The organism is Candidatus Berkiella cookevillensis (genome assembly GCF_001431315.2).
GTDB classification, from domain to species: Bacteria; Pseudomonadota; Gammaproteobacteria; order Berkiellales; family Berkiellaceae; genus Berkiella_A; species Berkiella_A cookevillensis.
In genome coordinates, this window is sequence record NZ_LKHV02000001.1 from 417332 (window position 1) to 437320 (window position 19989).

A 19989-nucleotide genomic window follows, 5' to 3' on the forward strand; every position below is an offset into this window, starting at 1 on the left:
TCAAGCGGCATCTTGTTCAATTCCCAAATAGGCTGCAATAACGCGTTTGTTATCTCTGACCATCTCTGGCGAGCCTTGGCAGATAACTTTACCATGGTCGAGAACGACGATTTGATCGGATATACCCATCACCATGTTCATATCATGTTCAATCAGTAAGATGCTAAGTTCAAGGCTTTGTTTAAGGTGTTGCAGCAGGATGCTCAGTTCTTCTGTTTCTTGAGGATTTAATCCCGCTGCAGGTTCATCTAAACAGAGTAATTTGGGTTTTAAGCAAAGACAACGTGCAATTTCTAAATGGCGTTGTTGTCCATAAGATAATTCACCCGCTAAACGATTGGCTTGTGCTGTTAAATGAAAATTTGCCAGCCAATAGAAGGCAATTTCAAGCGCTTGATTTTCCCAATGCTGAAATTTCTTTGTATTGAACAAACCACTTAAAAGATTACGATGTGCGAAGATGTGTTGGGCTACCAGTAAATTTTCCACAACGGTCATTTCTTTAAAAAGCCGAATATTTTGAAAAGTTCTAGCAATGCCTAGTTGAGCGACTAAGTGAGAGCCACCGAACATTTTATAATACAAGCACTGATATAATTCATAAGGTGATAAGAGATAGCCTAATTGAAAGGGCATACCTAATAGCGCGCGGATATTAATACGTCGATGCTTCTCGTTGAAGTATAAAGCGCCTTTGCTGGCATTATAAAAGCCGGTTAAGCAATTAAAAAGCGTTGTCTTACCCGCGCCATTAGGTCCAATGATGGCGGTAATACTTTTTTCTTTGACATCGAATGAAATATCTTCGAGTGCGTGTATGCCACCAAAGGTTATGCCTAATTTTTCAACGCTTAAAATGCTGTTGTTACTCATAAGCCTCGGGCGCCTGTTGTTTTTTCTTAGGTGCATCGAACCATTGTCGGACAACCCCTACTAAACCTTTGGGTCGCCAGATCATCATTAAAACCATCAAAGCACCAAAGCCAAGCATTCGATACTCAGAAAATTCTCTTAGTAGCTCTGGTAACAAAGTGAGTACAATCGCAGCAAAGACAACACCCACGATAGAACCCATGCCACCTAATACAACAATGGCTAAGATAATAGCCGATTCAAAGAAAGTGAAGGAAGCAGGATTCACAAAACCTTCATGCGCCGCAAAAAATACGCCCCCTAAGCTGCCGACCATTGCACCTAGGCTAAAGGCGGATAGCTTGGTTGTGACATGATTGATGCCCAGGGAGCGACAGGCAATTTCGTCTTCTCGTAATGCTTCCCAAGCGCGCCCAATAGGCATTTTTTGCAGCCGAACAACAAAGCGCAGCATCACGCATACAACCAGAAATAATAAGAGATAAATAAAGATGTAGCGATGATTTGCAGAATAAGTGATGCCTAAAAATTCATGAAAGGGTATACCGCCTTCTTTGGCTCGGCGTGAAAATTCTAGGCCAAATAAAGTAGGCGCAGGCGCTGAGATACCATTAGGGCCATGTGTAAAGGAAGCCCAATTGTTCAGTACTAAATGAATGATTTCACCAAAGCCCAATGTGACAATGGCCAAATAGTCGCCGTGCATTCTTAGGACAGGGAAAGCTAAGAGAGCACCAAAACTGGCAGCGAGTAAGGCGCAAAAAGGAAGCGCACCCCAAAAACCAAGCCCTAGATACTCGGCACCTAAGGCATATCCATAAGCGCCTACAGCATAGAAAGCAACAAAGCCCAGATCCAGCAAGCCTGCCAATCCCACAACAATATTTAATCCTAAGCCCAATAACACATAAATAAGTGCAAGTATGGCAACACTGAGCCAATATTTTCCTAAGAAGAAAGGCAGTAATAAACCAAGACTAAAAATAATTAAGAGTATGAGCCAGTTTTTATGAAAGGGTCTTCTGACAGTAATTTTAGAGGCTTTGGAAGGGGATATTTTTTTCCACCAGGCTTTATGATTTTGTGTTTCTTGGCCGATGATAAGTAAAAATCGACCTATAAATACAATGAGAGCCAGAGCGATGGGGCGCATGGGTGCGAAATCAATGGTGAAGCCGCGGAGTATGAGTCCTGTAATGGGGCCAAACACTAAGAAAGCGATAATACTTGTATAAAATGAATCTAGTAGAGCTTTCCTTAGCATTAAGTTTACACCTTTTCCACTTCTGGTGTTCCCAACAAACCACTGGGTTTGAATATAAGCACTAACACTAAGATAGAGAAGGCAAAGACATCTTTAAAATCAACATCGATAAAGCCTGAGAATAGGGATTCTGCCATGCCTAGCAGCAAACCGCCTAACATGGCACCAGGCAATGATCCAATACCACCCAGAACAGCTGCAGTGAAGGCTTTTATGCCAATGATAAAGCCAATATAGAAGTTAAAAGAACCATAATTTAGAGAAACAAGAATACCTGCGATGGCAGCCATTATGGCGCCAATGACAAAAACCAAGGGAATAATTTTATGGGTGGGAATACCTAAAATACTTGCCATCTTGAGATCTTGTTGGGTGGCACGCATGGCTTTGCCTAAACGGGTTTTTTTAATCATTAAGCTTAGTAAAATCATGCTGATGATGGTTGTTAGCATGATAGAAAGCTGCACTTGGGAAATTTGAATAAAATGATCTTCGCTGCCAAAACGCCAATGCCCTTCTAGTAAAGAGGGGATACCTTGGCTGCGTGCTCCCTGACTGACACGTACATAGTTTTGTAAAACAAGAGACATGCCGATCGCAGAAATTAAAGGCGCTAATCGTGTAGAGCCTCTAAGTGGTTTATAAGCAATACGTTCAATGCACCAACCGTAGATGCCTGTTATGGTAAGTGTCAGTATTAAGGTAATGGCTAGAACAATCGGTAAGCTAGTAATGCCTAGCAGAGCAAGTAAAGCAATAAAAATAGCGGCAAGATAGGCTGAAATCATATAGACATCACCATGTGCAAAATTGATCATGCCGATGATGCCGTAAACCATGGTATAGCCAATGGCAATAAGACCATAAATGGAGCCTAATACGAGTCCATTGATGAGTTGTTGGCCAATGACTATCCAATCCATGGTCGTTGCTTAGGATACAGTGTTTTTATATTGATGGTATTTACCGTCTTTATCCCAGAAATAGATGACATAATCAGACGTTTTTAAATCACCTTTTTCATCCCAGGCTTTTTCTCCCATAATCGTTTCAACTGAGTTGGCCTTTAACCAGGTACTCAGTTGTTCGCCTTGTGTAGATTTTGTTGCTTCCATTGCTTTGACAATAATTTGTAGCGTTGCATAAGAATATAAAGTATATCCCTCGGGCTCGTAGCCATTTTTTCTAAAAGTGTCGACAAGACGTTTACCTTCAGGTAAAGTTCGTGGATCGGCACCAAAAGTCATGTAGACATTTTTCACCATTTTGGCGCCACCTGCTGCAACCACAAAGTCTTCAGACATAATTCCATCACCTGAAATAAAAGGTATCATGCTGCCTTGTTCTCTTAATTGGCGTACAAGAGGACCTGCCTCATTATGGAGTCCGCCAAAATAAACTGCCTCTGCTTTGACTTGTTTTATTTTGGTAACTAAGGCATTAAAATCTTTTTCACCTCGTGTTAAGCCTTCATATAAAACTATGTCAATACTCAGTGTTTTCAAATGTTTCATCATGGCATCTGCAATGCCTTTGCCGTAGGTATCTTTGTCATGGATAACGGCAACTTTTTTGGCATTCAGTTTTTCATTGAGAAAATCTGCTGCAACGACGCCTTGTTGATCGTCACGACCGCAGGTTCTAAAGATGGTTTTAAGGCCTCTGTCTGTGACACGTGGATTTGTAGAGGCAGGCGTAATCATCAGCACATCACTTTCTGCATATATGTTTGATGCTGGAATGGTAGAAGAAGAACAGAAATGACCGATGACTGCTTTTACATCTTCTTGATCGACCATACGATTTGCAAGGGCAATGGCTTGTTTAGGTTCACAGGCATCATCTGCCCGAATCAATTCAAGCGTGTGACCTAGAACGCCTCCCTTTGCGTTTATATCTTTGGCTGCTTGTTCAGCTCCTTTCCATAATTGTTCACCAAAAGAAGCGTAAGCACCTGACAAAGGGCCTGCAATCGCAATTTTAATGGTTTCTTTTGCAAACAGTGGGGCTGAGAGCAGTGCGCTGCACAACAAAGGGCCAATTATCTTTTTAATTCCTTTTAACACAATATGCTACTCCTTTGACTGTTAACGCGTTAGGCCTTTTCAATGCTGATTTGATAAAAGGGATTGGGGATTTTAACCTTAGCTTCTGTATATCCGCCCTTTAAATCATCGGGTTGGTCGCCGATATTGAGGATAATTTCATAACCTTTGTGTGCAATGTCCTTTCTTGCATAGGTTTTGTAATCTGTTGTTGATAATTTGTCGTTCGAGATGGGGCGCATATAGATATCTTCCCAGGTGTGGTAGCCTGCTCGCTTTAAATTCATAACGGTGACAGTACTGATTTCTGGGGTATGAGGACGGCCTGTGATAAAAAAAACAGCGACATTGTGATCAATGGCATGTTGATAAAGATTTAAGATTGAGTCAATAGCAGGTGCATCGCCTTGTAAATAAGCGCCTGTAAAGGCTTCTGTATTGCCGGTAAAGTGCATGCGTTTTAAGCTTGCGTAATTAGAAAGCGCTGTCTCGTCAATATCTAATACAATGGCAAGCCTTGCTTCTTTACGATTGCGGATTTGGATATCTAGATATTTTCTTGCTTTGTCTATTTCCGTTTCAATATCTTTAAAATAATTCCCAGACTCATAATATTCTGTGAGTGTTTTAATGATCTCAGGGCTTTGCCCCTTTGTATAAGCTGCTTGTATGAACGAAGGTATGGCAAGCGCACAAAGCAAGAACACTGTGGAAAAAATGGAGTCTATTCTAGTTTTCATCTTTCTCTCAGGCTTAGCGTACTGTAAAAGGAGATTGATTTTGCCGTTGCTTGATTCGCAAATCATTAAACAATACTAATGCAATACTAAAGGTTAAGGGTAACAGCAAGCTTTGCAAAATGAGGTGTAGTGCAAATACATAATAATACCAGCCCGTTATTTGGAACAGTGTTTTGGAAAAAATACTAACTAATAACACAAAGGCCAATAGCATGATAATAATGTTTAGTAATAGGGGGACACTCATAATAACAAAGGTATGCCACCAATTGCCCCACACAAGCTGATGGCTTGTTAAGAGAGACTGTAGTACACCTTTGTTTTCATTGACGACCATCATAAAAGAGAACATCAGAGTGATGGACAATATAAAGCCTGGTACGATCAATAGCATCGTGCCACTGAAGACAATAATCAGATAGAGTGTGGCTACTAAGAGGGTCGTCACTAATCTATAGAGGCTTTGCTTGATAGATTGCAGTGTCGAGTTCTGAATACCATTACATGAGCAATGTAACTTAAATAATAAGCCTAAACTAAAAATAAGAGAAAGAAGCCAGCTTAGACTCAGCATCAATAAATGCGTTGCTGAGTGTTCTGATATGTGAATATTTGAAGTAAGTGTAATGTAGGGCCAATATAAAGGCACAAGAAAAAAGAAGGATGCAATCAACGCAAGTAGAAATCCTTGTTTATAAGAAGATTTATAGAGTTTAAATCCACTTTCAAGAATTTCGGACTGTTGACTTGATTTTGTTAATAAACTAAACATTATGGCTAATATATTATTTATTCATGACCACATCATAACGCGAAATGAGGGGAATGGAGTATTATCTTATGAAATTTTAAGTGTTATATCTTCCTTACACTATTTTTCTCTTAAAGTTCATTTACTTCTATCGCTAAAATTTTGAGTGTATAGTCCAATCATAAATTAAATAGACGATAATAAAAGTTAACAAGCAGACTATACATTATGCAAGCATTGTCAATCAGCAATCTTAAGAAACAGTATGCAGATGGTACGGTAGCACTCAATGGTGTCACTTTAGCGGTAGAGCATGGTGATTTTTTTGGCTTACTTGGCCCAAATGGTGCGGGTAAATCAACAACCATTGGTATCATTGCAACACTTGTCACTAAATCTTCTGGTCAAGTTGAAATTTATGGACATGACTTGGATAAGGATAGGTATCAAGCCAAGTTTCAGTTAGGCCTTGTACCTCAAGAGTTTAACTTTAATGTCTTTGAGTCGCCCATGAGTATTTTGATCAACCAAGCTGGTTATTATGGTATTCCCTATAAGGAAGCGAAAATACGAGCGACCGATCTTTTAAAAAAATTAGATTTATGGAGCAAAGCGCATACACCGGGTCGCATGTTATCGGGTGGGATGAAAAGGCGACTGATGATTGCACGAGGACTCATTAATCATCCGAAATTATTAATCTTGGATGAACCTACAGCGGGTGTTGATATTGAGTTGCGTCGCTTTATGTGGGAATTTTTGAAAGATCTCAATAAGCAAGGCACAACCATTATTTTGACAACGCATTATCTTGAAGAGGCAGAGCAGCTTTGTAAAAATGTTGCCATTATTAATAAGGGCGAACTCATTGAAAACAGTAGCGTTAAGCTACTGGTCAATCAATTACATGTAGAGAGTTACGTGCTCGATATCAAAGAGCCGCTTGCAGAAGTGCCCAAGCTGGATGGCTATAGTTTTATGTTGCCAGATCCGACAACCTTGGAGGTCAGTTTCCAACGATCTTTAACGGTCAATCAATTATTCCAAGGATTATCTGAATTGGGTTGCCACGTATTAAGTATGCGCAACAAAGTAAACCGCTTAGAAGAGTTATTTTTATCTCGAGTATCAGGAAAGCCCTTATCATGATATGGCAAAACTACATTGCATTTAATACGCTTGTCAGAAGAGAAATTTCAAGATTTTTTCGCATTTGGACGCAAACACTGCTGCCTTCACCGATTTCAATTATTCTATATTTTATCATTTTTGGTAGCTTAATTGGGCCACGCATTGGCGAGTTGGGTGGTTATCCTTATATTGATTACATTGCGCCAGGTTTGATTATGATGGCAATCATTAATAATTCCTATGCAAATGTCGTTGCTTCATTCTTTGGAGCTAAATTTCAAAAAAATATCGAAGAAATGTATGTATCTCCCATGTCAGCCAATACGATTCTATGGGGATTTGTTATTGGTGGTGTTGTTAGGGGATTTTGCGTTGGACTTATTGTGATGGTGGTTGCTTTCTTGTTTGCAGATTTGCACCTTTATCATGCTTGGATTATTTTGCTAGTTGCCTTTTTAACGGCATTGTTGTTTTCTTTGGCAGGATTGTTGAATGCTATTTTCTCTAAGAAATTTGACGATATTAATATTATTCCTACTTTTGTTTTGACACCACTGACTTATTTAGGTGGCGTGTTTTATTCTATTCATATGTTGCCATCCTTTTGGCAAAAAGTGTCCTACTTTAACCCAATGCTATATATGGTTGATGCTTTCCGTTATGGCATGTTAGGTGTGAGTGATATTGCCGTAGAAAAGGCTATATTATTCATTGCGAGTGTCTGTGTGGTTCTTTATTTAGTGAATTGGTGGGCACTTGTAAAAGGGATTGGGATTAAGAACTAGAAGCAGCCTGTCCTGACCTCTCTTTTGTTGATGTCAGGACAGGGAATACAAGCACAAAAGTGAGAAAATAGATTTACATAGCGAATCAGGAATTATATGGGCTTATTTATTGTGTCTCATCCAAAATAGCTTTGAATTTCTCTGAATATCGTGTAGGTGTGAATTCAATAATTTGATACTCTGCCAAGTTGTGCACATTAAAAGGGTCTTCTGCTAATATTGTTTTAAGTGCACTTCTATTTTCTGCTTTAGCGAGCATAATACCACCGGAGCGTGGATTCTGTGTGCCCGATGTAATAAATACGCCTTTTGTATATAAGTGGTCAAGGAAGTTTAGATGGGCAGAGCGATATTCATCAATGGTTTCTATTGGCACAATATATCGTAAAATAACGACAAAAATATTTTTCATTTTGCAAGATCCTTTTTGATACTATTGGATGATTGTATCAAACTCTATCCATTCTCAAAACAGAAGATGAATATAGGGGCTGTTGACATTTTGCTGACCTAGGTACTGCTACGTCCCGCGGACAAGCCCTGACTCTTCTACACAAGTTGACTATAAGCATAGTAACTGTCTTTTTCTTCGTTCGCAAAGCGAACATTTTCTCACTTTTGTAAAGGGAGATGCTTGGCAACAGCGTAGCTGCGCCAAGCAGAGGGATTTAGCTGTTTGACCTTAAATTCTCAGCATCAATCCCCCTTGCGCACTTGTCAGTGCGCGTCCCCCTTCAAAAAGTGGGATTTTTTATTCGCTTTGCGAATATTAAAAATCAACTGTATGGTGTGCTAGACATATTTGTGTAGAAGAGACAGGGACAAGCCGCGGGACGTAGCGGTAACTAGGTCAGCAAAATGTCAACAGCCCCTAGTCTTCCGTTAAAAATATTGATTTAAGCACAAATGGCTTTGCATATGCTTGCCAAGACTTTCCCAGAAAGCCGCTTTCAGAGCAGCACCAAAAAATATATAAGCCATATGACTCTGATAGAAGAAAGTTTTGTTTTGGGGTACTGATAAGAGGTCATATTTTTAGAATGGATTGCATTTACTAACTTACAGAATCTTGTTATTATCGGCAAAGTATTGTTTATTTTGGAGAGATTAGACGCGTGATTCAATTATACTGCCCGTATAATTACCCAGTTTTATCTCTTTTAGAAAAGCTTAAAAAGGGCGCATTTCTGAGTGTCCTTCATGTATTCATTGTCTCCCAAGTCGTTGTTGTGGCCTGACGGCCATATTTACCCACCCCCTACATTTACACCTTTTTTATCATTTCATTAGAAACGAACGCTTCGGAGTAATGACGATGCAGCAATATAAGTCTATTTTTCTTTATGGTTTTGCCATATTTGCAATGTTTTTTGGCTCGGGGAATTTGGTATTCCCTATCTCAATTGGCAATCATTCAGGGAATAGCTGGGCTATTGGTTTTGTGGGATTGTTTCTTTCGGGGATTTTACTGCCGTTTTTAGGTCTTTTTGTTATCAAACTACATAAAGGTGATTATAATCAATTTTTCGGAGAAGCAGGCAGTATTGCACGCATTGCTTTACCCCTTTTTATACTCTCTTTATTAGGTGCTTTTGGTGTTGTGCCAAGGTGTATTACGGTAGCACATGGAGGAATAAGCTATGTTTTTCCAGAGCTGAGCCTTGTCATCTTTGCTGCTATTTTCTGTCTGGCAACTTTTTTCTTTTGCTTAAAAGATGATGTAATGATCACTATTTTAGGGAAGTGGATGAGCCCTATCTTATTGATAGTCTTATTAGGTTTGATTGTAATGGGTATCATAAGAGCGCCTGACAATATTGAGAATATAAGTGCCTCTCATGCATTTATAGATGGATTTTTAACGGGCTATCAGACAATGGATTTATTTGCTGCACTTTTTTTCTCTGCACTTATTTTTAAACAAATGCAAAGCCTCATGCCTGCAACAGCGACGGATAGAGAGATTTTAAAATTTGCGATTAAGCCCAGTATTATTGGTTCAATAATGCTATCGATTGTTTATTTGGGATTTGTGTTTTTAGGCGCACATTATTCACATCTGATTTCAACCATTGAACCCGAACAAATGCTACCAATGATTGTGATGCATGTGATGGGGGATTTCGCAACTTTATTTGTTGCTGTTGCTATGCTTTTTTCTTGTATTACCACTGCAGTTGCTTTAAACAATATTTATGCGCGATATCTTTGCAATTTATTTAAGTGCAAAGACTCCAGATTTCCTATTATCTTATTTTCAACGACATTCATCTCCTTTTTGATTTCACTGTTAGATTTTAAAGGGATTGCTGCCTTTTTAGCGCCTGCATTAGAAATATCTTATCCAGGTTTAATTGTATTGACGGTATTTAGTATTTGTACAAGAAAATACCATAAGTCTAAGATGTATCTATTCTGGATCATTACGCTGTGTTCAGCAGCATATATTGTATTTAAGCATAGCGTGCTATGAAAGTCATAGAAACAGATAGGTTGATACTGCGTACGTGGAAAGAAGAAGACAGAGATGCTTATTGGCAGATCAACCAAGATCCTAAGGTCATCGAATTTTTGTTAGGCAGTATGAGCAAAGCGCAAGTAGACATTTTTATGCAAAACTGCAACAAAGGATTTGAAGAAAAAAGATTTTGTCTTTTTGCTGCAGAATTGAAGGCAAGTCATGAAATGATAGGTTTTATTGGCTTATCTAGCATGCAATGGGAAGCACATTTTACGCCTGCTGTAGAGATAGGGTGGCGTTTAGGCTCACAATATTGGGGTATGGGATATGCCACAGAAGGTGCAAAGGCAGTACTTGCGTATGGATTTCATACCTTGGGTTTGGCAGAAATTGTATCTTTTACAGCTATGCTTAACCTTCGATCAATTCGAGTGATGGAAAGAATTGGTATGATGCGGGATTTGCGAGATGACTTCACGCATCCCAAATTAGATCTTCAACATCCTTTGTCTAAGCATGTGCTGTATCGAATAACCAAGCTTTAAATTTTATTCTTCTTTTTCAAACTGAACAATCCCCAGGAATAAAGATTTGTCATTTTTTTCCTGCGTCTTTTGCTCGCAATGACGAATCTTTATTCCTGAGTTTTCAAAGAGGGTATCCTATTAAATAAATTCTTCTGATTATAGACTTGAAAGTCTATATGTTGTATATTTTTGAACATTAAAGTATCTTTAATAGGAGAGTATACATGGATTTATCAGTTTATAAAGCATTGTGTAATGCCATCGTGTTGTTGATGAAGCCTTTGGTAGAAGTTGTGATCCATGACTTAAGTTCGGGCACGATTTGCTATATAGAAGGTGTTTTGTCAAAACGTCAAATCGGTGATCCTTCCTTGCTTGAGCTATCAGGTTTTGAGGATAATTTAGAGACAATTGTTTATCCAAAACTCAGTTTTGATGGCCGTTTGATCAAATCAATCTCAGTACCCCTCAGTGACAAATGGCTGATCTGCATTAACTGCGATGTTTCTGTTTTTAATCAAATGCAAACACTCAGTCAACAATTCTTAGAAATAAGCCAGAAAGCAGGGCCTAAAAGTCTTTTCGCAAAAGATTGGCAGGAAAAATTGCATCTTGCGATCCATACCTATTTGCAAGAGCAAGCATGGTATTTTGAAAGCTTAACAAACCGTCAAAAGAAAGAGGTTGCAAAGCACTTATTTGGGATTGGTGCATTCAATGAAAAAAATGCAACTGACTATATTGCAAGCACTCTTAATATCGGTCGTGCCACCCTGTTTAAATATTTGAAAGAATGGAGACACCTTAATCATGAAAGCATTTAAATTAGAAGAATATTTAACGCAATATGAGTTCAGTAGCCCTTATTTGCTGTGTTGTTCAGATGCAGAGAGCTTTACGATGCAGGAGATAATTGCACTTGCAAGTCCTGAGGATAGAAAATTATGGGACGATCTGCGCTTACATTATACAGAACCTTATGGTTTACCATTGCTGCGTGAGGAAATTGCAAAAAGCCTTTACCCTGATCTAACAGCTGAGAATATTTTATGCTTTGCTGGTGCTGAAGAAGGTATCTTTGCATCTTTGTATACTCTTTCAGAACCAGGCGATCATGTAATTGTATTGACGCCCTGTTATCAATCTTTGCTCGAGATTTCTCAATTAAAGGGAGCGACAGTTACTCAAGTACTGTTACGTGAAGAGAATCATTGGTGCATTGATATAAAGGAGATTGAAAGTGCAATTCAAGAAAATACAAAATGCGTGATTATTAATTTCCCCCATAATCCAACTGGACAAGTGATTACACAAGCTGCACTTTCAGAATTAGTTGCATTGTGCGATAAACATGGCATATGGTTATTTTCTGATGAGGTTTATCGACTACTAGGATCGCCACAAGAACCTTGGGCTGAGCCTGCTGCTTGCAAATATCCTAAGGCATTGTCACTGGGAGTGATGAGCAAAGCTTTTGGCATGGCAGGGCTTAGAGTGGGTTGGGTTGCTTGTCAAGATATCGAATTACTGCATAAAATTAAAAAAATGAAAGACTATCTATCCATCTGTAATAGTGCCCCTGCTGAGGTCATGAGTCTCATTGCCTTAAAAAATAAAGCAAAAATTTTGGATAGAAATAATAAAATTGTGTCTGATAATTTAATTTTATTAGATCAATTTATGGCAGAATATCAGCATCTCTTTTCATGGCAAAGACCACAAGGTGGATGCGTGGGCTTTGTACAATATAAAGGGAATGAATCAATAGATGAATTCTGTGAGGCTTTGATTAAAAAAAGTGGTGTACTGCTATTGCCAGCATCTGTCTATGATTATCCAAGCCAGTATTTTCGAATTGGCTATGGTCGTAAAAATATGCCGGAGGCTTTAGAGAGATTAAAAGCATTCATTGTAGCATGAGTGCTGTTTATTTATTCTTGATTTTTTTATATTCCTAATATAATCAAAAATAAAAATTTAAGATCCTCATTAGAACTATAATATCTTTATAGTAAAATCCTCCAGGATTAGAGTTTATATATGATATCAAAATGGCAATGGATAAGCCGTCAACTTTCAGAGAAATTATGGTTACGCGCTGGTTTATTTTGCATCATTAGTGTTATATGTGCGTTGGCAGGTCTCATTATAAAGAACTACGTACCTATTAATTTAAATTTTAAAATTTCTGCTGAGGCTATATATGATGTTTTAAATATTATTGCATCCAGTATGTTAGCAGTTACTATTTTTTCACTCAGTGTTATGATTACTGCTTACGCTGCTGCTGCGAACAGTGCTACACCACGCTCTACTCGTTTATTGTTGACTGATCGTACTGCACAAAATGCACTTTCAACTTTTATAGGTTCATTTCTCTTTAGTCTTGTAGGTATTATTGCTTTAAAAATGGATATCTACGATGAAAATGGTCGGCTGCTTCTCTTTATCGCTACTATTATAGTCATTTTTCTTGTGGTTTTGATGCTACTGCGTTGGATTGAGTATTTATCCAGTTTAGGGCGTCTTGGAAAAACCATAGATATGGTAGAAAAGGCTGCAACTGCATCTATTCGTGAGTTTTGTAAACATCCTTATCTTGGGGGGACGCCTTTATTTAAATTTTCGAATAAACCAGAATATATATCCATACCGCACCCTAAAATTGGTTATATACAGCATATTGATATAGCCGCACTCTCAAAAGTAGCTGAACAGCTTGAATATCCAATCTATGTAATGTCAAGGCCAGGTACATTCAATGATTCTCTTCAGCCCGTTGTTTATTTGGGCGCTACTACCATCTCTGAAAATGATATTAAGAAAATACAAAATGCTTTTATTATTGGTGGCGAACGTTTATTTGAACAAGATCCACGATTTGGCACGATTGTTTTGACAGAAATAGCGTCACGTTCACTTTCTCCGGCTATTAACGATCCGGGTACAGCTATAGATGTATTGGGTACTCTATTACGCATTTTTACTATTTTAGCCAGTGCTTCGATGGAATTGGAAGAAAGTGCTAAAGAAATAAAGTATGCAAATGTATTTATTCCAGAAATCCCGATAGAAGATTTTTTTAGTGATTGTTTTTCTCCTATTGCTCGAGATGGGGCAGGTATGCTAGAAGTTGGAATTAGATTGCAAAAAACCTTTCACTCTCTTGCTAGCGCTGGGGATAGCCCTTTTCAAAAAGCCGTACGCAATCAATCTCAATATGCTTTGGCTCAGGCTTTAGCTACATTAAAGATAGAGCAAGATAAAGAAGTGATAAAATCAATTACACTTTCATCATAGTGAATTGATATTGGTTACACCATTTGAAAGTATAAGTTTGGCTGATGATAACATTATTATCGTATTTTAACGTCAATAATTAATTTGAATAACTTGTTTATTGGCATAGAGTATATGAAAATGTTCTCGTCAATAAAACAATAAAATAAGATTACTAAAGTGTATTTCATCTCATTGATAAGTTAACTTGGGCATGTGCTTTTATGTCACTGGAACTTTTCTATATCAGGTAGCTGTTGACCTTAGGAAAATTTTATCGTAGAGTCATGACTTTAGTGTTAATGATCCTAATAACTTTCGGGCTATCAAAAATCTAATGTATAAGCAGTATTTCAATATCATTATTCTCTCTTCTATTATCGGCTAAGGCCGATACATACGCTCACACCCTTTCGATCATCAGCTCTGTTTTTAATAATCCTTCGTCAATGAGGTTGCACGTGCTTGGCTCTAGATATAAATATTTGCCTTATTTAATGTGGCTATTCCCACTATCATTTTTTGCATACCAATTTATTTTGCGCCTCTGGCCGGGCCTCATGATGCATCAGATTATGGATCAATTCTCCATTGATGCGAGTCATTTTGGCCTATTGGCAGCCTTTTATTATTATGGTTATGCAGGTATGCAAATACCCGTGGCTATTTTATTGGAGCGATTTGGGGCACGGCGTGTTGTCTTTACTTTTGCAATGGTATGTGGACTTGCGACCTTAATGTTCACTCATACCAATCATTTTTATATGGCAGTGTTGAGTCGATTTTTAATAGGGGCTGGTTCTGCTGTTGGTTTTCTGGCTATTTCTAAAGTCGTTTCTGAATGGTTTCCCAAAGAGCAGTATGCACGGATGATAGGTTTCTCCTTTACCTTTGGACTCATGGGAGCAATTTTTGGTGGCAAGCCTGTGAGCTTGCTCATTGAAACCCATCCTTGGCAGAGTGTTGCGCTTACACTTGCCGCTATTTCAATTGTCATTGGTTGTTTAACCTATTTTATATTGTGTTCTCCCCAAACAAATAATGCGCAAAAACAAGAAGAACAATTTAATGCCGCAAATTTTAAATCCTTACTGTCTTCGCCGGTTATTTGGTTTTTAGCCATTGCAAATCTATTGATGGTGGGTTCTTTAGAAGGCTTTGCAGATGTGTGGGGTGTTCCCTATTTAATGACCGCTTATAATCTTAACAAAGCAGATGCCGCAGGACTTATATCCTTTATCTTCTTTGGTATGTTAATTGGTGGTCCATTATTAGCATTGCTCAGTAGAAAATTTGGTAACTATACAGTGATTGCCGCATCTGGACTTGGTATGGCAGCAGCTTTTTTATTGTTATTTTTAAATCAAAGCTACAACTCAGTACTGCTTTCTTGCCTGTTCTTTGGGGTGGGTATTTTATGTTGTTATCAAGTGATTGTCTTTGCTGCGGGTTCTAATTTGGTAGCACCTAAACATTTAGGCGTGACTGTTGCATTCCTAAACTGTATCAATATGCTGGGTGGTTCATTCTTTCATACCACCATTGGTAAAATAATGGATGTCTTTGGGGGAGGAGGTTTAAATCATGAGGGCTTGAGGATATATGATCTTCATGCATATAAATATGCACTTTGTGTTGTGCCACTGTGTGCCTTGGTAGGCGCTATTATTGTCGCTGTCATTGGTATGAAGTTAAAAGTGAATGAGTACAACAAATCGTCTATCAATGGAGCCTAATAATTTGCTTAATCAAGACAGTATGTTTTTTGTAAACAGCGGGCATTTGCCCGCTTTTATTAGCTAGTCATTTTTAAATTGATCAAAAGAACGTAGTGCATCTGCGGCATACATAAGTGATGGGCCACCCCCCATATAGACAGCCATGCCTAAGACTTCTGCTACTTCTTCTCGTGTTGCGCCAAGGCGAGCAAGCGCTTTGGTATGATAACCAAGGCAGCCGTCGCAGTGTGCTGCAACCCCCAAGGCAAGCGCGATCATTTCTTTGGTTTTCTCATCTATCGCTTTTGTTGTCGTGGCTGATTTTGCCATGCTAGCAAATCCAGCCATGGTGTCAGGAATGAGTTTGTGTAGCTCTTTGCTGTAAGCGCTAATATCGCTGATAATAGATTTGTATTCTTTAGTCATATGGGGCTCCTAAGCTTAAATTTTATCGATGGATTTATCTTGGTAATGTTGTTGTGTCAAATGAATCTTTTGTTTTATTCCAGGGTGCTTTGGTGAGTATCAATGCCATGCCACAACGATCTGTAATGCCTGCAAAAATGAGACCACAGCCTACAAATAGAGGAATAATGCTAAAGAGAGGGCTGATAAAGAGTGCCAGTGCTGCACCCAGTGTAACGAATAAACCTGCCGCGATACGAACTTGCCGTTCAAGCGAGATTGGCTTTTTTAGTTTTGTTTGAGTGGTAGAGATTTGTGTGCCATAACCTTTAATATCATGCCCACACATTTCACATGCAGTGATGCCACCTTCAATGACTTTAACGTTACAGTAGCCTTCAGCTATGAATTTTTCTGCTGCTTGGCTTGCACGTTTACCACTGCGGCACAAAATATATACTTCAGCATTCTTTGCTAAACCATGGTGGACCATGAGTTCAGTGGGCTTTAATTCATCGAGTGGTACATGAGCATGACTAAAACCAATATGCTTTTCCGCATGCTCCATTTTAGTGCGGACATCTAAAATAATTCCTTGCTTTGGATCCACTGGACAGAGGTTTTCTGCAAGAATGATTGAAAAACTTGTCATGGCGCCTCCTATTGAATACTGTGGTACTTGATAATATTAGTATATTATAATAATATAAATTAATATGTTGTAATGTAAATGTCAAGATAGCTAGAGAATATTGATTTATGAGGGGAGCGATGAATAAACAGCGTGAGAAATTAGAGCGTGCAGTAGGCTTACTGAAACTGCTTTCTCATCCAGTGCGTTTATCGATTTTATGTAATCTGATTCATAACGGCGAAATGAGTGTCACTGAAATCGTAGCAGCCGAAGAAGGTACTGCGGGACAATCGCAGATTTCACAGTTTCTGGCGAAGATGCGTAGTGAAGGTTTAGTCAAAACGCGTAAGCATGCGCAGACAGTTTACTACGGAATCGATTCATCTCAGGCTAAAAGGCTAGTGCAGGCACTTTATGAAATATACTGTGGTGAAGATTATTGACACACATAAATAAACATAGAGCCCTTTAAGAACATTAGTTATATCGCCTAGTTGTGTTGCCATATGTAAAAATTTAAGTGCGTTGCAAATAATAACCATAATAAGTATGGACTCAATAAGATACACACAATTTTTAGATGTTTACGTGTTTTATAAACCAGTAGTGAAACCAAAGTAACAATTAAGCACAGACATATCAGGGCAATATCAGGTAATTGATAAGTGAAAAAGATCGGGCTCCAGCTCCAGTTTAAAATTAATTGAGAGATATATAATCCCTTTATGCGTTTTAATTCTGATAGCTTCGTTTTACTGCGCCAAATTATCCAGCCACAGATTGCTATCATTGCGTATAAGATGCTCCATACCACTCCGAATAAATAGTTGGGAGGCGTTAGAGGTGAGCGATTTAATGTGCTATACCAGCTGTTAACACCGCTCTGAGTCAACGAACCAATAAATGAGCCTATGAGCAAAAAAGAGGCTATCCAAATTACTAGAGATATATAGTCCTTAGTGGTTAATTTCAAAAAATCACCTCAAACATTATTTTGATCCAAATTAAAATGTACATTTTCTTCTATCTACAAACCCTTAAGCGCATGGGGCTCAATGAGATCTTAAACTATAATCAGAGTTTTTATTTCCTAATTTGCTGTAATACAAAGCCTTCTAATGTGTTAATCGCGAGATTATCAGCTTTATGTTTCAGTAATGAAACATGAGTGTCAGCAAGGTTTGGCAGCAAACTAGATTCTATGGCTTCTAATCCATGCGGTATCATCGTATAAGGCATTACAGTAATTCCCATGCCAGCTTTGACTGCAGCAATTGTTCCTGCGTTGCTAGGACTTGAAAAAGCTAAGCGCCAAGCTATGCCGGATTTTTCGAGTGTTATCAGAGCAGATTCTCTGTAGACGCATGGTTTAGGTGATAATACAAGCGGAATAGGTTTTTTAAAATTGATCAGCTCGGATTTTCCGACCCATTTCAGAGGCTCAGACCATATATCAAGGCCATTTGGAAAGTCTTCCGGGCGATGCATTTTTACGAGTACCAGATCGAATTCGTTGTTTTTAAATCTTTCAAAAAGGTTCAAGGTCAAATCGCATTCAATCTTAAGCAAAATACGTGGATGAATACGTGAAAAATCTGCAAGTACGTCAGAGAGGTAGGCGCTGGCAAAGTTTTCAGGTAGACCAAAGCGTACCTCACCCTCTAGTTCGGGTTCTTTGAATCTATCGATTGCCTCACGATACAAAGAAAAGATCTGCCGAGCATAACCCAAGAAAATCTCGCCCTCAGGCGTCAGCCCTAAAATTTTGTTTCGTACCAGTAATGGCTTGCCGAGAAGATTTTCCAATTTAGACATTTGTTGGCTAATAGCCGATTGTGTGCGCCCGACCTGCTTGGCTGCCTTGGTAAAACTGCCAGTTTCTGCGACAGCGATGAATGACTGTAGCGTAATAGTGTCAATACTCATTAGAAAATCTTATTGATAATATAAGAATTATTAATTTTTCTTATTATTGCATTGCTATTAATATTAGTCAACAACAAAACTAGCCATTAGGTTTTTATCAAAGTGAAAAACAAACTATTTGCGCAACTCTTTCATTTCGATTCGCTTGCTATCACGATGATGGTGTTTCTAAGCCTTATTGGTTTATGTATTTGTCGTTATGCTTATCGATATATGAGCGGAGATGCACGCTATAAATTCTTTTTTGCTCAAATTACTTTATTGATTATTTCAGTCATGCTCATGGTCAGCGCAAATCATTTTGTGTTGTTTATTTGCAGTTGGTGTGCGAGCAATGCTTTGCTAGTGCGCCTTATGAGGCATAAAATCAGCTGGAAGGCAGCCAAGGCTTCCGGCCTACTTGCTTTAAAATACTACCTATTTGGTGCGCTCGCCTTAATGACGGCATTTATTATCTTTTATTCTGTCACAGGTCAAACAACGATTCAGGGGCTGATTGATAATCAAAGTGATTCAGTCTTTATTTCATTTGCATTATTATTCTTGCTTATTGGAGCAATGCTGCAGTCATCTATATGGCCATTTCACCCTTGGCTTATTAGTTCTTTAAACTCGCCTACGCCTGTTTCAGCGGTGATGCATGCTGGTTTAGTAAATGGTGGAGGATTTTTATTAGTACGTTTCGCTCCTCTTTATTTAAAATATTCTTCTTTGTTATTGGTGATATTTGTTGTTGGTCTTATCACCGCTTTGCTAGGTACCTTATGGAAGCTGATGCAAAATGATGTGAAGCGCATGCTTGCCTGTTCAACGATGGGGCAGATGGGATTTATGTTTGTGCAATGTGGCCTTGGATTGTTTCCTGCAGCTATCGCGCATTTAGTTTGGCATAGTATGTTTAAGGCTTATCTTTTTCTAGCCAGTGGAAGCGCAGCTCAGGAAAAACGCTATGACCTAGGCTATCCTCCGGAATTGATCACTTTTATTTGTGCGTTATTATGTGGCGCTGTTGGAAGCATTGGCTTTGCATATGTTACTGGCAAATCATGGTTTGCTGGGGATACAACCTTAGTACTCATGGTCTTAGCATTCCTAAGTGCAAGCCAGTTTGCGTTGTCAATACTGAAGTTCAAATCATTATTTAGCATAGCGACGGCATTCATCATAACAGCTGCATTTGGATTGTTATACGGCATGAGCGTACAGCTGGTTGCCTGGGCGATAGAGCCGATGCATCTGATGCAACCACAGTTGCTAAATGGCTTTCATATGATAGGAATTGCTGTGCTGACACTTGCATGGTTATCCATTCTATTCTTAAGGAATCGATCAGAAGCAGAGGTAAATTCTTCCCTCATGCCGAGAACTTATGTATTTGCGCTCAATGCGAGTCAGCCTCACCCCACTACAGTGACTGCGATTCGCAACCAATATCAGTATCAATGAGGAA

The 19989-nt window shown here is 38.7% G+C and carries 21 protein-coding genes; 10 read left to right on the top strand and 11 right to left on the bottom strand.

Annotated features, from left to right (window positions below):
* From CC99x_RS01810 to CC99x_RS01835, 6 genes are read right to left on the bottom strand one after another with little or no spacing between them, the layout of a single operon-like run.
* The gene (locus CC99x_RS01810) at positions 1-873 is read right to left on the bottom strand and encodes an ABC transporter ATP-binding protein (RefSeq protein ID WP_057623605.1); all 873 of its coding nucleotides are present in this window, start codon (positions 871-873) and stop codon (positions 1-3) included.
* On the bottom strand, positions 866-2137 hold the full coding sequence (livM, locus tag CC99x_RS01815; RefSeq protein ID WP_057623608.1) for a high-affinity branched-chain amino acid ABC transporter permease LivM: 1272 nt from the start codon (positions 2135-2137) through the stop codon (positions 866-868). Before livM ends, CC99x_RS01810 begins: the two co-directional genes overlap by 8 nt.
* A 5-nt stretch (positions 2138-2142) precedes the next feature.
* Positions 2143-3060, bottom strand: a complete 918-nt coding sequence (locus CC99x_RS01820) for an ABC transporter permease subunit (protein WP_057623611.1) — start codon at positions 3058-3060, stop codon at positions 2143-2145.
* A 9-nt stretch (positions 3061-3069) separates the two neighbouring features.
* Positions 3070-4206, bottom strand: coding sequence for a branched-chain amino acid ABC transporter substrate-binding protein (locus tag CC99x_RS01825; protein WP_057623613.1), 1137 nt, complete (start codon positions 4204-4206; stop codon positions 3070-3072).
* 26 nt (positions 4207-4232) lie between these two features.
* Entirely contained in the window at positions 4233-4922 is a 690-nt protein-coding gene (locus tag CC99x_RS01830; RefSeq protein ID WP_057623615.1) for an HAD family acid phosphatase, read from the bottom strand.
* A gap of 13 nt (positions 4923-4935) precedes the next feature.
* Positions 4936-5694, bottom strand: coding sequence for a YciC family protein (locus tag CC99x_RS01835; RefSeq protein WP_057623617.1), 759 nt, complete (start codon positions 5692-5694; stop codon positions 4936-4938).
* 204 nt (positions 5695-5898) lie between these two features.
* Between CC99x_RS01835 and CC99x_RS01840 the strand changes: the two genes are divergently transcribed.
* Together CC99x_RS01840 and CC99x_RS01845 are read left to right on the top strand one after the other, a co-directional pair.
* On the top strand, positions 5899-6822 hold the full coding sequence (locus CC99x_RS01840; RefSeq protein WP_102134507.1) for an ABC transporter ATP-binding protein: 924 nt from the start codon (positions 5899-5901) through the stop codon (positions 6820-6822).
* The gene (locus CC99x_RS01845; RefSeq protein ID WP_259596546.1) at positions 6819-7589 is read left to right on the top strand and encodes an ABC transporter permease; all 771 of its coding nucleotides are present in this window, start codon (positions 6819-6821) and stop codon (positions 7587-7589) included. Before CC99x_RS01840 ends, CC99x_RS01845 begins: the two co-directional genes overlap by 4 nt.
* A gap of 106 nt (positions 7590-7695) precedes the next feature.
* Here the strand turns inward: CC99x_RS01845 and CC99x_RS01850 are convergent, their stop codons facing one another.
* Positions 7696-8001 carry a YciI family protein gene (locus CC99x_RS01850; protein WP_200953412.1) on the bottom strand — a complete coding sequence of 102 codons (306 nt, stop codon included), beginning with the start codon at positions 7999-8001 and terminating at the stop codon, positions 7696-7698.
* Between the two features lie 903 nt (positions 8002-8904).
* On the opposite strand from CC99x_RS01850, the gene CC99x_RS01855 reads away from it, so the two are divergent.
* From CC99x_RS01855 to CC99x_RS01880, 6 genes are all read left to right on the top strand, one after another.
* A complete protein-coding gene (locus tag CC99x_RS01855) occupies positions 8905-10062 on the top strand; it encodes a branched-chain amino acid transport system II carrier protein (protein ID WP_057623623.1) in 1158 nt (385 codons plus the stop codon).
* Positions 10059-10595, top strand: a complete 537-nt coding sequence (locus CC99x_RS01860; protein WP_057623625.1) for a GNAT family N-acetyltransferase — start codon at positions 10059-10061, stop codon at positions 10593-10595. The genes CC99x_RS01855 and CC99x_RS01860 overlap by 4 nt, the downstream gene beginning before the upstream one ends.
* Positions 10596-10801: 206 nt before the next feature.
* On the top strand, positions 10802-11401 hold the full coding sequence (locus CC99x_RS01865) for a helix-turn-helix transcriptional regulator (RefSeq protein WP_057623627.1): 600 nt from the start codon (positions 10802-10804) through the stop codon (positions 11399-11401).
* Positions 11388-12497: an aminotransferase class I/II-fold pyridoxal phosphate-dependent enzyme gene (locus CC99x_RS01870; protein ID WP_057623628.1), complete on the top strand. Its 1110-nt coding sequence runs from the start codon at positions 11388-11390 to the stop codon at positions 12495-12497. Before CC99x_RS01865 ends, CC99x_RS01870 begins: the two co-directional genes overlap by 14 nt.
* Before the next feature lie 120 nt (positions 12498-12617).
* Positions 12618-13877: a DUF2254 domain-containing protein gene (locus CC99x_RS01875; protein WP_057623630.1), complete on the top strand. Its 1260-nt coding sequence runs from the start codon at positions 12618-12620 to the stop codon at positions 13875-13877.
* Between the two features lie 428 nt (positions 13878-14305).
* Positions 14306-15592 carry an MFS transporter gene (locus CC99x_RS01880; protein WP_057623633.1) on the top strand — a complete coding sequence of 429 codons (1287 nt, stop codon included), beginning with the start codon at positions 14306-14308 and terminating at the stop codon, positions 15590-15592.
* A gap of 63 nt (positions 15593-15655) precedes the next feature.
* On the opposite strand, the gene CC99x_RS01885 is transcribed toward CC99x_RS01880, so the two are convergent.
* Both CC99x_RS01885 and CC99x_RS01890 read right to left on the bottom strand, forming a co-directional pair.
* Positions 15656-16000: a carboxymuconolactone decarboxylase family protein gene (locus CC99x_RS01885; protein ID WP_057623635.1), complete on the bottom strand. Its 345-nt coding sequence runs from the start codon at positions 15998-16000 to the stop codon at positions 15656-15658.
* A 34-nt stretch (positions 16001-16034) separates the two neighbouring features.
* Entirely contained in the window at positions 16035-16631 is a 597-nt protein-coding gene (locus CC99x_RS01890) for a rhodanese-like domain-containing protein (protein WP_057623637.1), read from the bottom strand.
* A 119-nt stretch (positions 16632-16750) separates the two neighbouring features.
* Here CC99x_RS01890 and CC99x_RS01895 point away from each other — a divergent pair, with 119 nt between their 5' ends.
* Complete coding sequence (locus CC99x_RS01895; RefSeq protein ID WP_057623638.1) at positions 16751-17056, top strand: ArsR/SmtB family transcription factor; 306 nt, start codon at positions 16751-16753, stop codon at positions 17054-17056.
* 47 nt (positions 17057-17103) lie between these two features.
* Here the strand turns inward: CC99x_RS01895 and CC99x_RS13020 are convergent, their stop codons facing one another.
* Both CC99x_RS13020 and CC99x_RS01900 read right to left on the bottom strand, forming a co-directional pair.
* The gene (locus CC99x_RS13020; RefSeq protein WP_077065340.1) at positions 17104-17586 is read right to left on the bottom strand and encodes a TspO/MBR family protein; all 483 of its coding nucleotides are present in this window, start codon (positions 17584-17586) and stop codon (positions 17104-17106) included.
* Positions 17587-17696: 110 nt separating this feature from the next.
* The gene (locus CC99x_RS01900; protein WP_057623640.1) at positions 17697-18539 is read right to left on the bottom strand and encodes a LysR substrate-binding domain-containing protein; all 843 of its coding nucleotides are present in this window, start codon (positions 18537-18539) and stop codon (positions 17697-17699) included.
* Positions 18540-18641: 102 nt separating this feature from the next.
* Here CC99x_RS01900 and CC99x_RS01905 point away from each other — a divergent pair, with 102 nt between their 5' ends.
* The gene (locus CC99x_RS01905; protein ID WP_057623642.1) at positions 18642-19985 is read left to right on the top strand and encodes a proton-conducting transporter transmembrane domain-containing protein; all 1344 of its coding nucleotides are present in this window, start codon (positions 18642-18644) and stop codon (positions 19983-19985) included.
* The last annotated feature ends 4 nt before the right edge of the window (positions 19986-19989 follow it).

Coding starts and splice junctions, on each gene's coding strand:
- CC99x_RS01845 (WP_259596546.1), top strand. CDS start 6,819: ATGATATGGCAAAACTACATTGCATTTAATACGCTTGTCAGAAGAGAA.
- CC99x_RS01860 (WP_057623625.1), top strand. CDS start 10,059: ATGAAAGTCATAGAAACAGATAGGTTGATACTGCGTACGTGGAAAGAA.
- CC99x_RS01855 (WP_057623623.1), top strand. CDS start 8,905: ATGCAGCAATATAAGTCTATTTTTCTTTATGGTTTTGCCATATTTGCA.
- CC99x_RS01870 (WP_057623628.1), top strand. CDS start 11,388: ATGAAAGCATTTAAATTAGAAGAATATTTAACGCAATATGAGTTCAGT.
- CC99x_RS01865 (WP_057623627.1), top strand. CDS start 10,802: ATGGATTTATCAGTTTATAAAGCATTGTGTAATGCCATCGTGTTGTTG.
- CC99x_RS01820 (WP_057623611.1), bottom strand. CDS start 3,060: ATGGATTGGATAGTCATTGGCCAACAACTCATCAATGGACTCGTATTA.
- CC99x_RS01850 (WP_200953412.1), bottom strand. CDS start 8,001: ATGAAAAATATTTTTGTCGTTATTTTACGATATATTGTGCCAATAGAA.
- CC99x_RS01810 (WP_057623605.1), bottom strand. CDS start 873: ATGAGTAACAACAGCATTTTAAGCGTTGAAAAATTAGGCATAACCTTT.
- CC99x_RS01835 (WP_057623617.1), bottom strand. CDS start 5,694: ATGTTTAGTTTATTAACAAAATCAAGTCAACAGTCCGAAATTCTTGAA.
- CC99x_RS01890 (WP_057623637.1), bottom strand. CDS start 16,631: ATGACAAGTTTTTCAATCATTCTTGCAGAAAACCTCTGTCCAGTGGAT.
- CC99x_RS01900 (WP_057623640.1), bottom strand. CDS start 18,539: ATGAGTATTGACACTATTACGCTACAGTCATTCATCGCTGTCGCAGAA.
- CC99x_RS01885 (WP_057623635.1), bottom strand. CDS start 16,000: ATGACTAAAGAATACAAATCTATTATCAGCGATATTAGCGCTTACAGC.
- livM (WP_057623608.1), bottom strand. CDS start 2,137: ATGCTAAGGAAAGCTCTACTAGATTCATTTTATACAAGTATTATCGCT.
- CC99x_RS01830 (WP_057623615.1), bottom strand. CDS start 4,922: ATGAAAACTAGAATAGACTCCATTTTTTCCACAGTGTTCTTGCTTTGT.
- CC99x_RS01880 (WP_057623633.1), top strand. CDS start 14,306: ATGAGGTTGCACGTGCTTGGCTCTAGATATAAATATTTGCCTTATTTA.
- CC99x_RS01895 (WP_057623638.1), top strand. CDS start 16,751: ATGAATAAACAGCGTGAGAAATTAGAGCGTGCAGTAGGCTTACTGAAA.
- CC99x_RS01875 (WP_057623630.1), top strand. CDS start 12,618: ATGATATCAAAATGGCAATGGATAAGCCGTCAACTTTCAGAGAAATTA.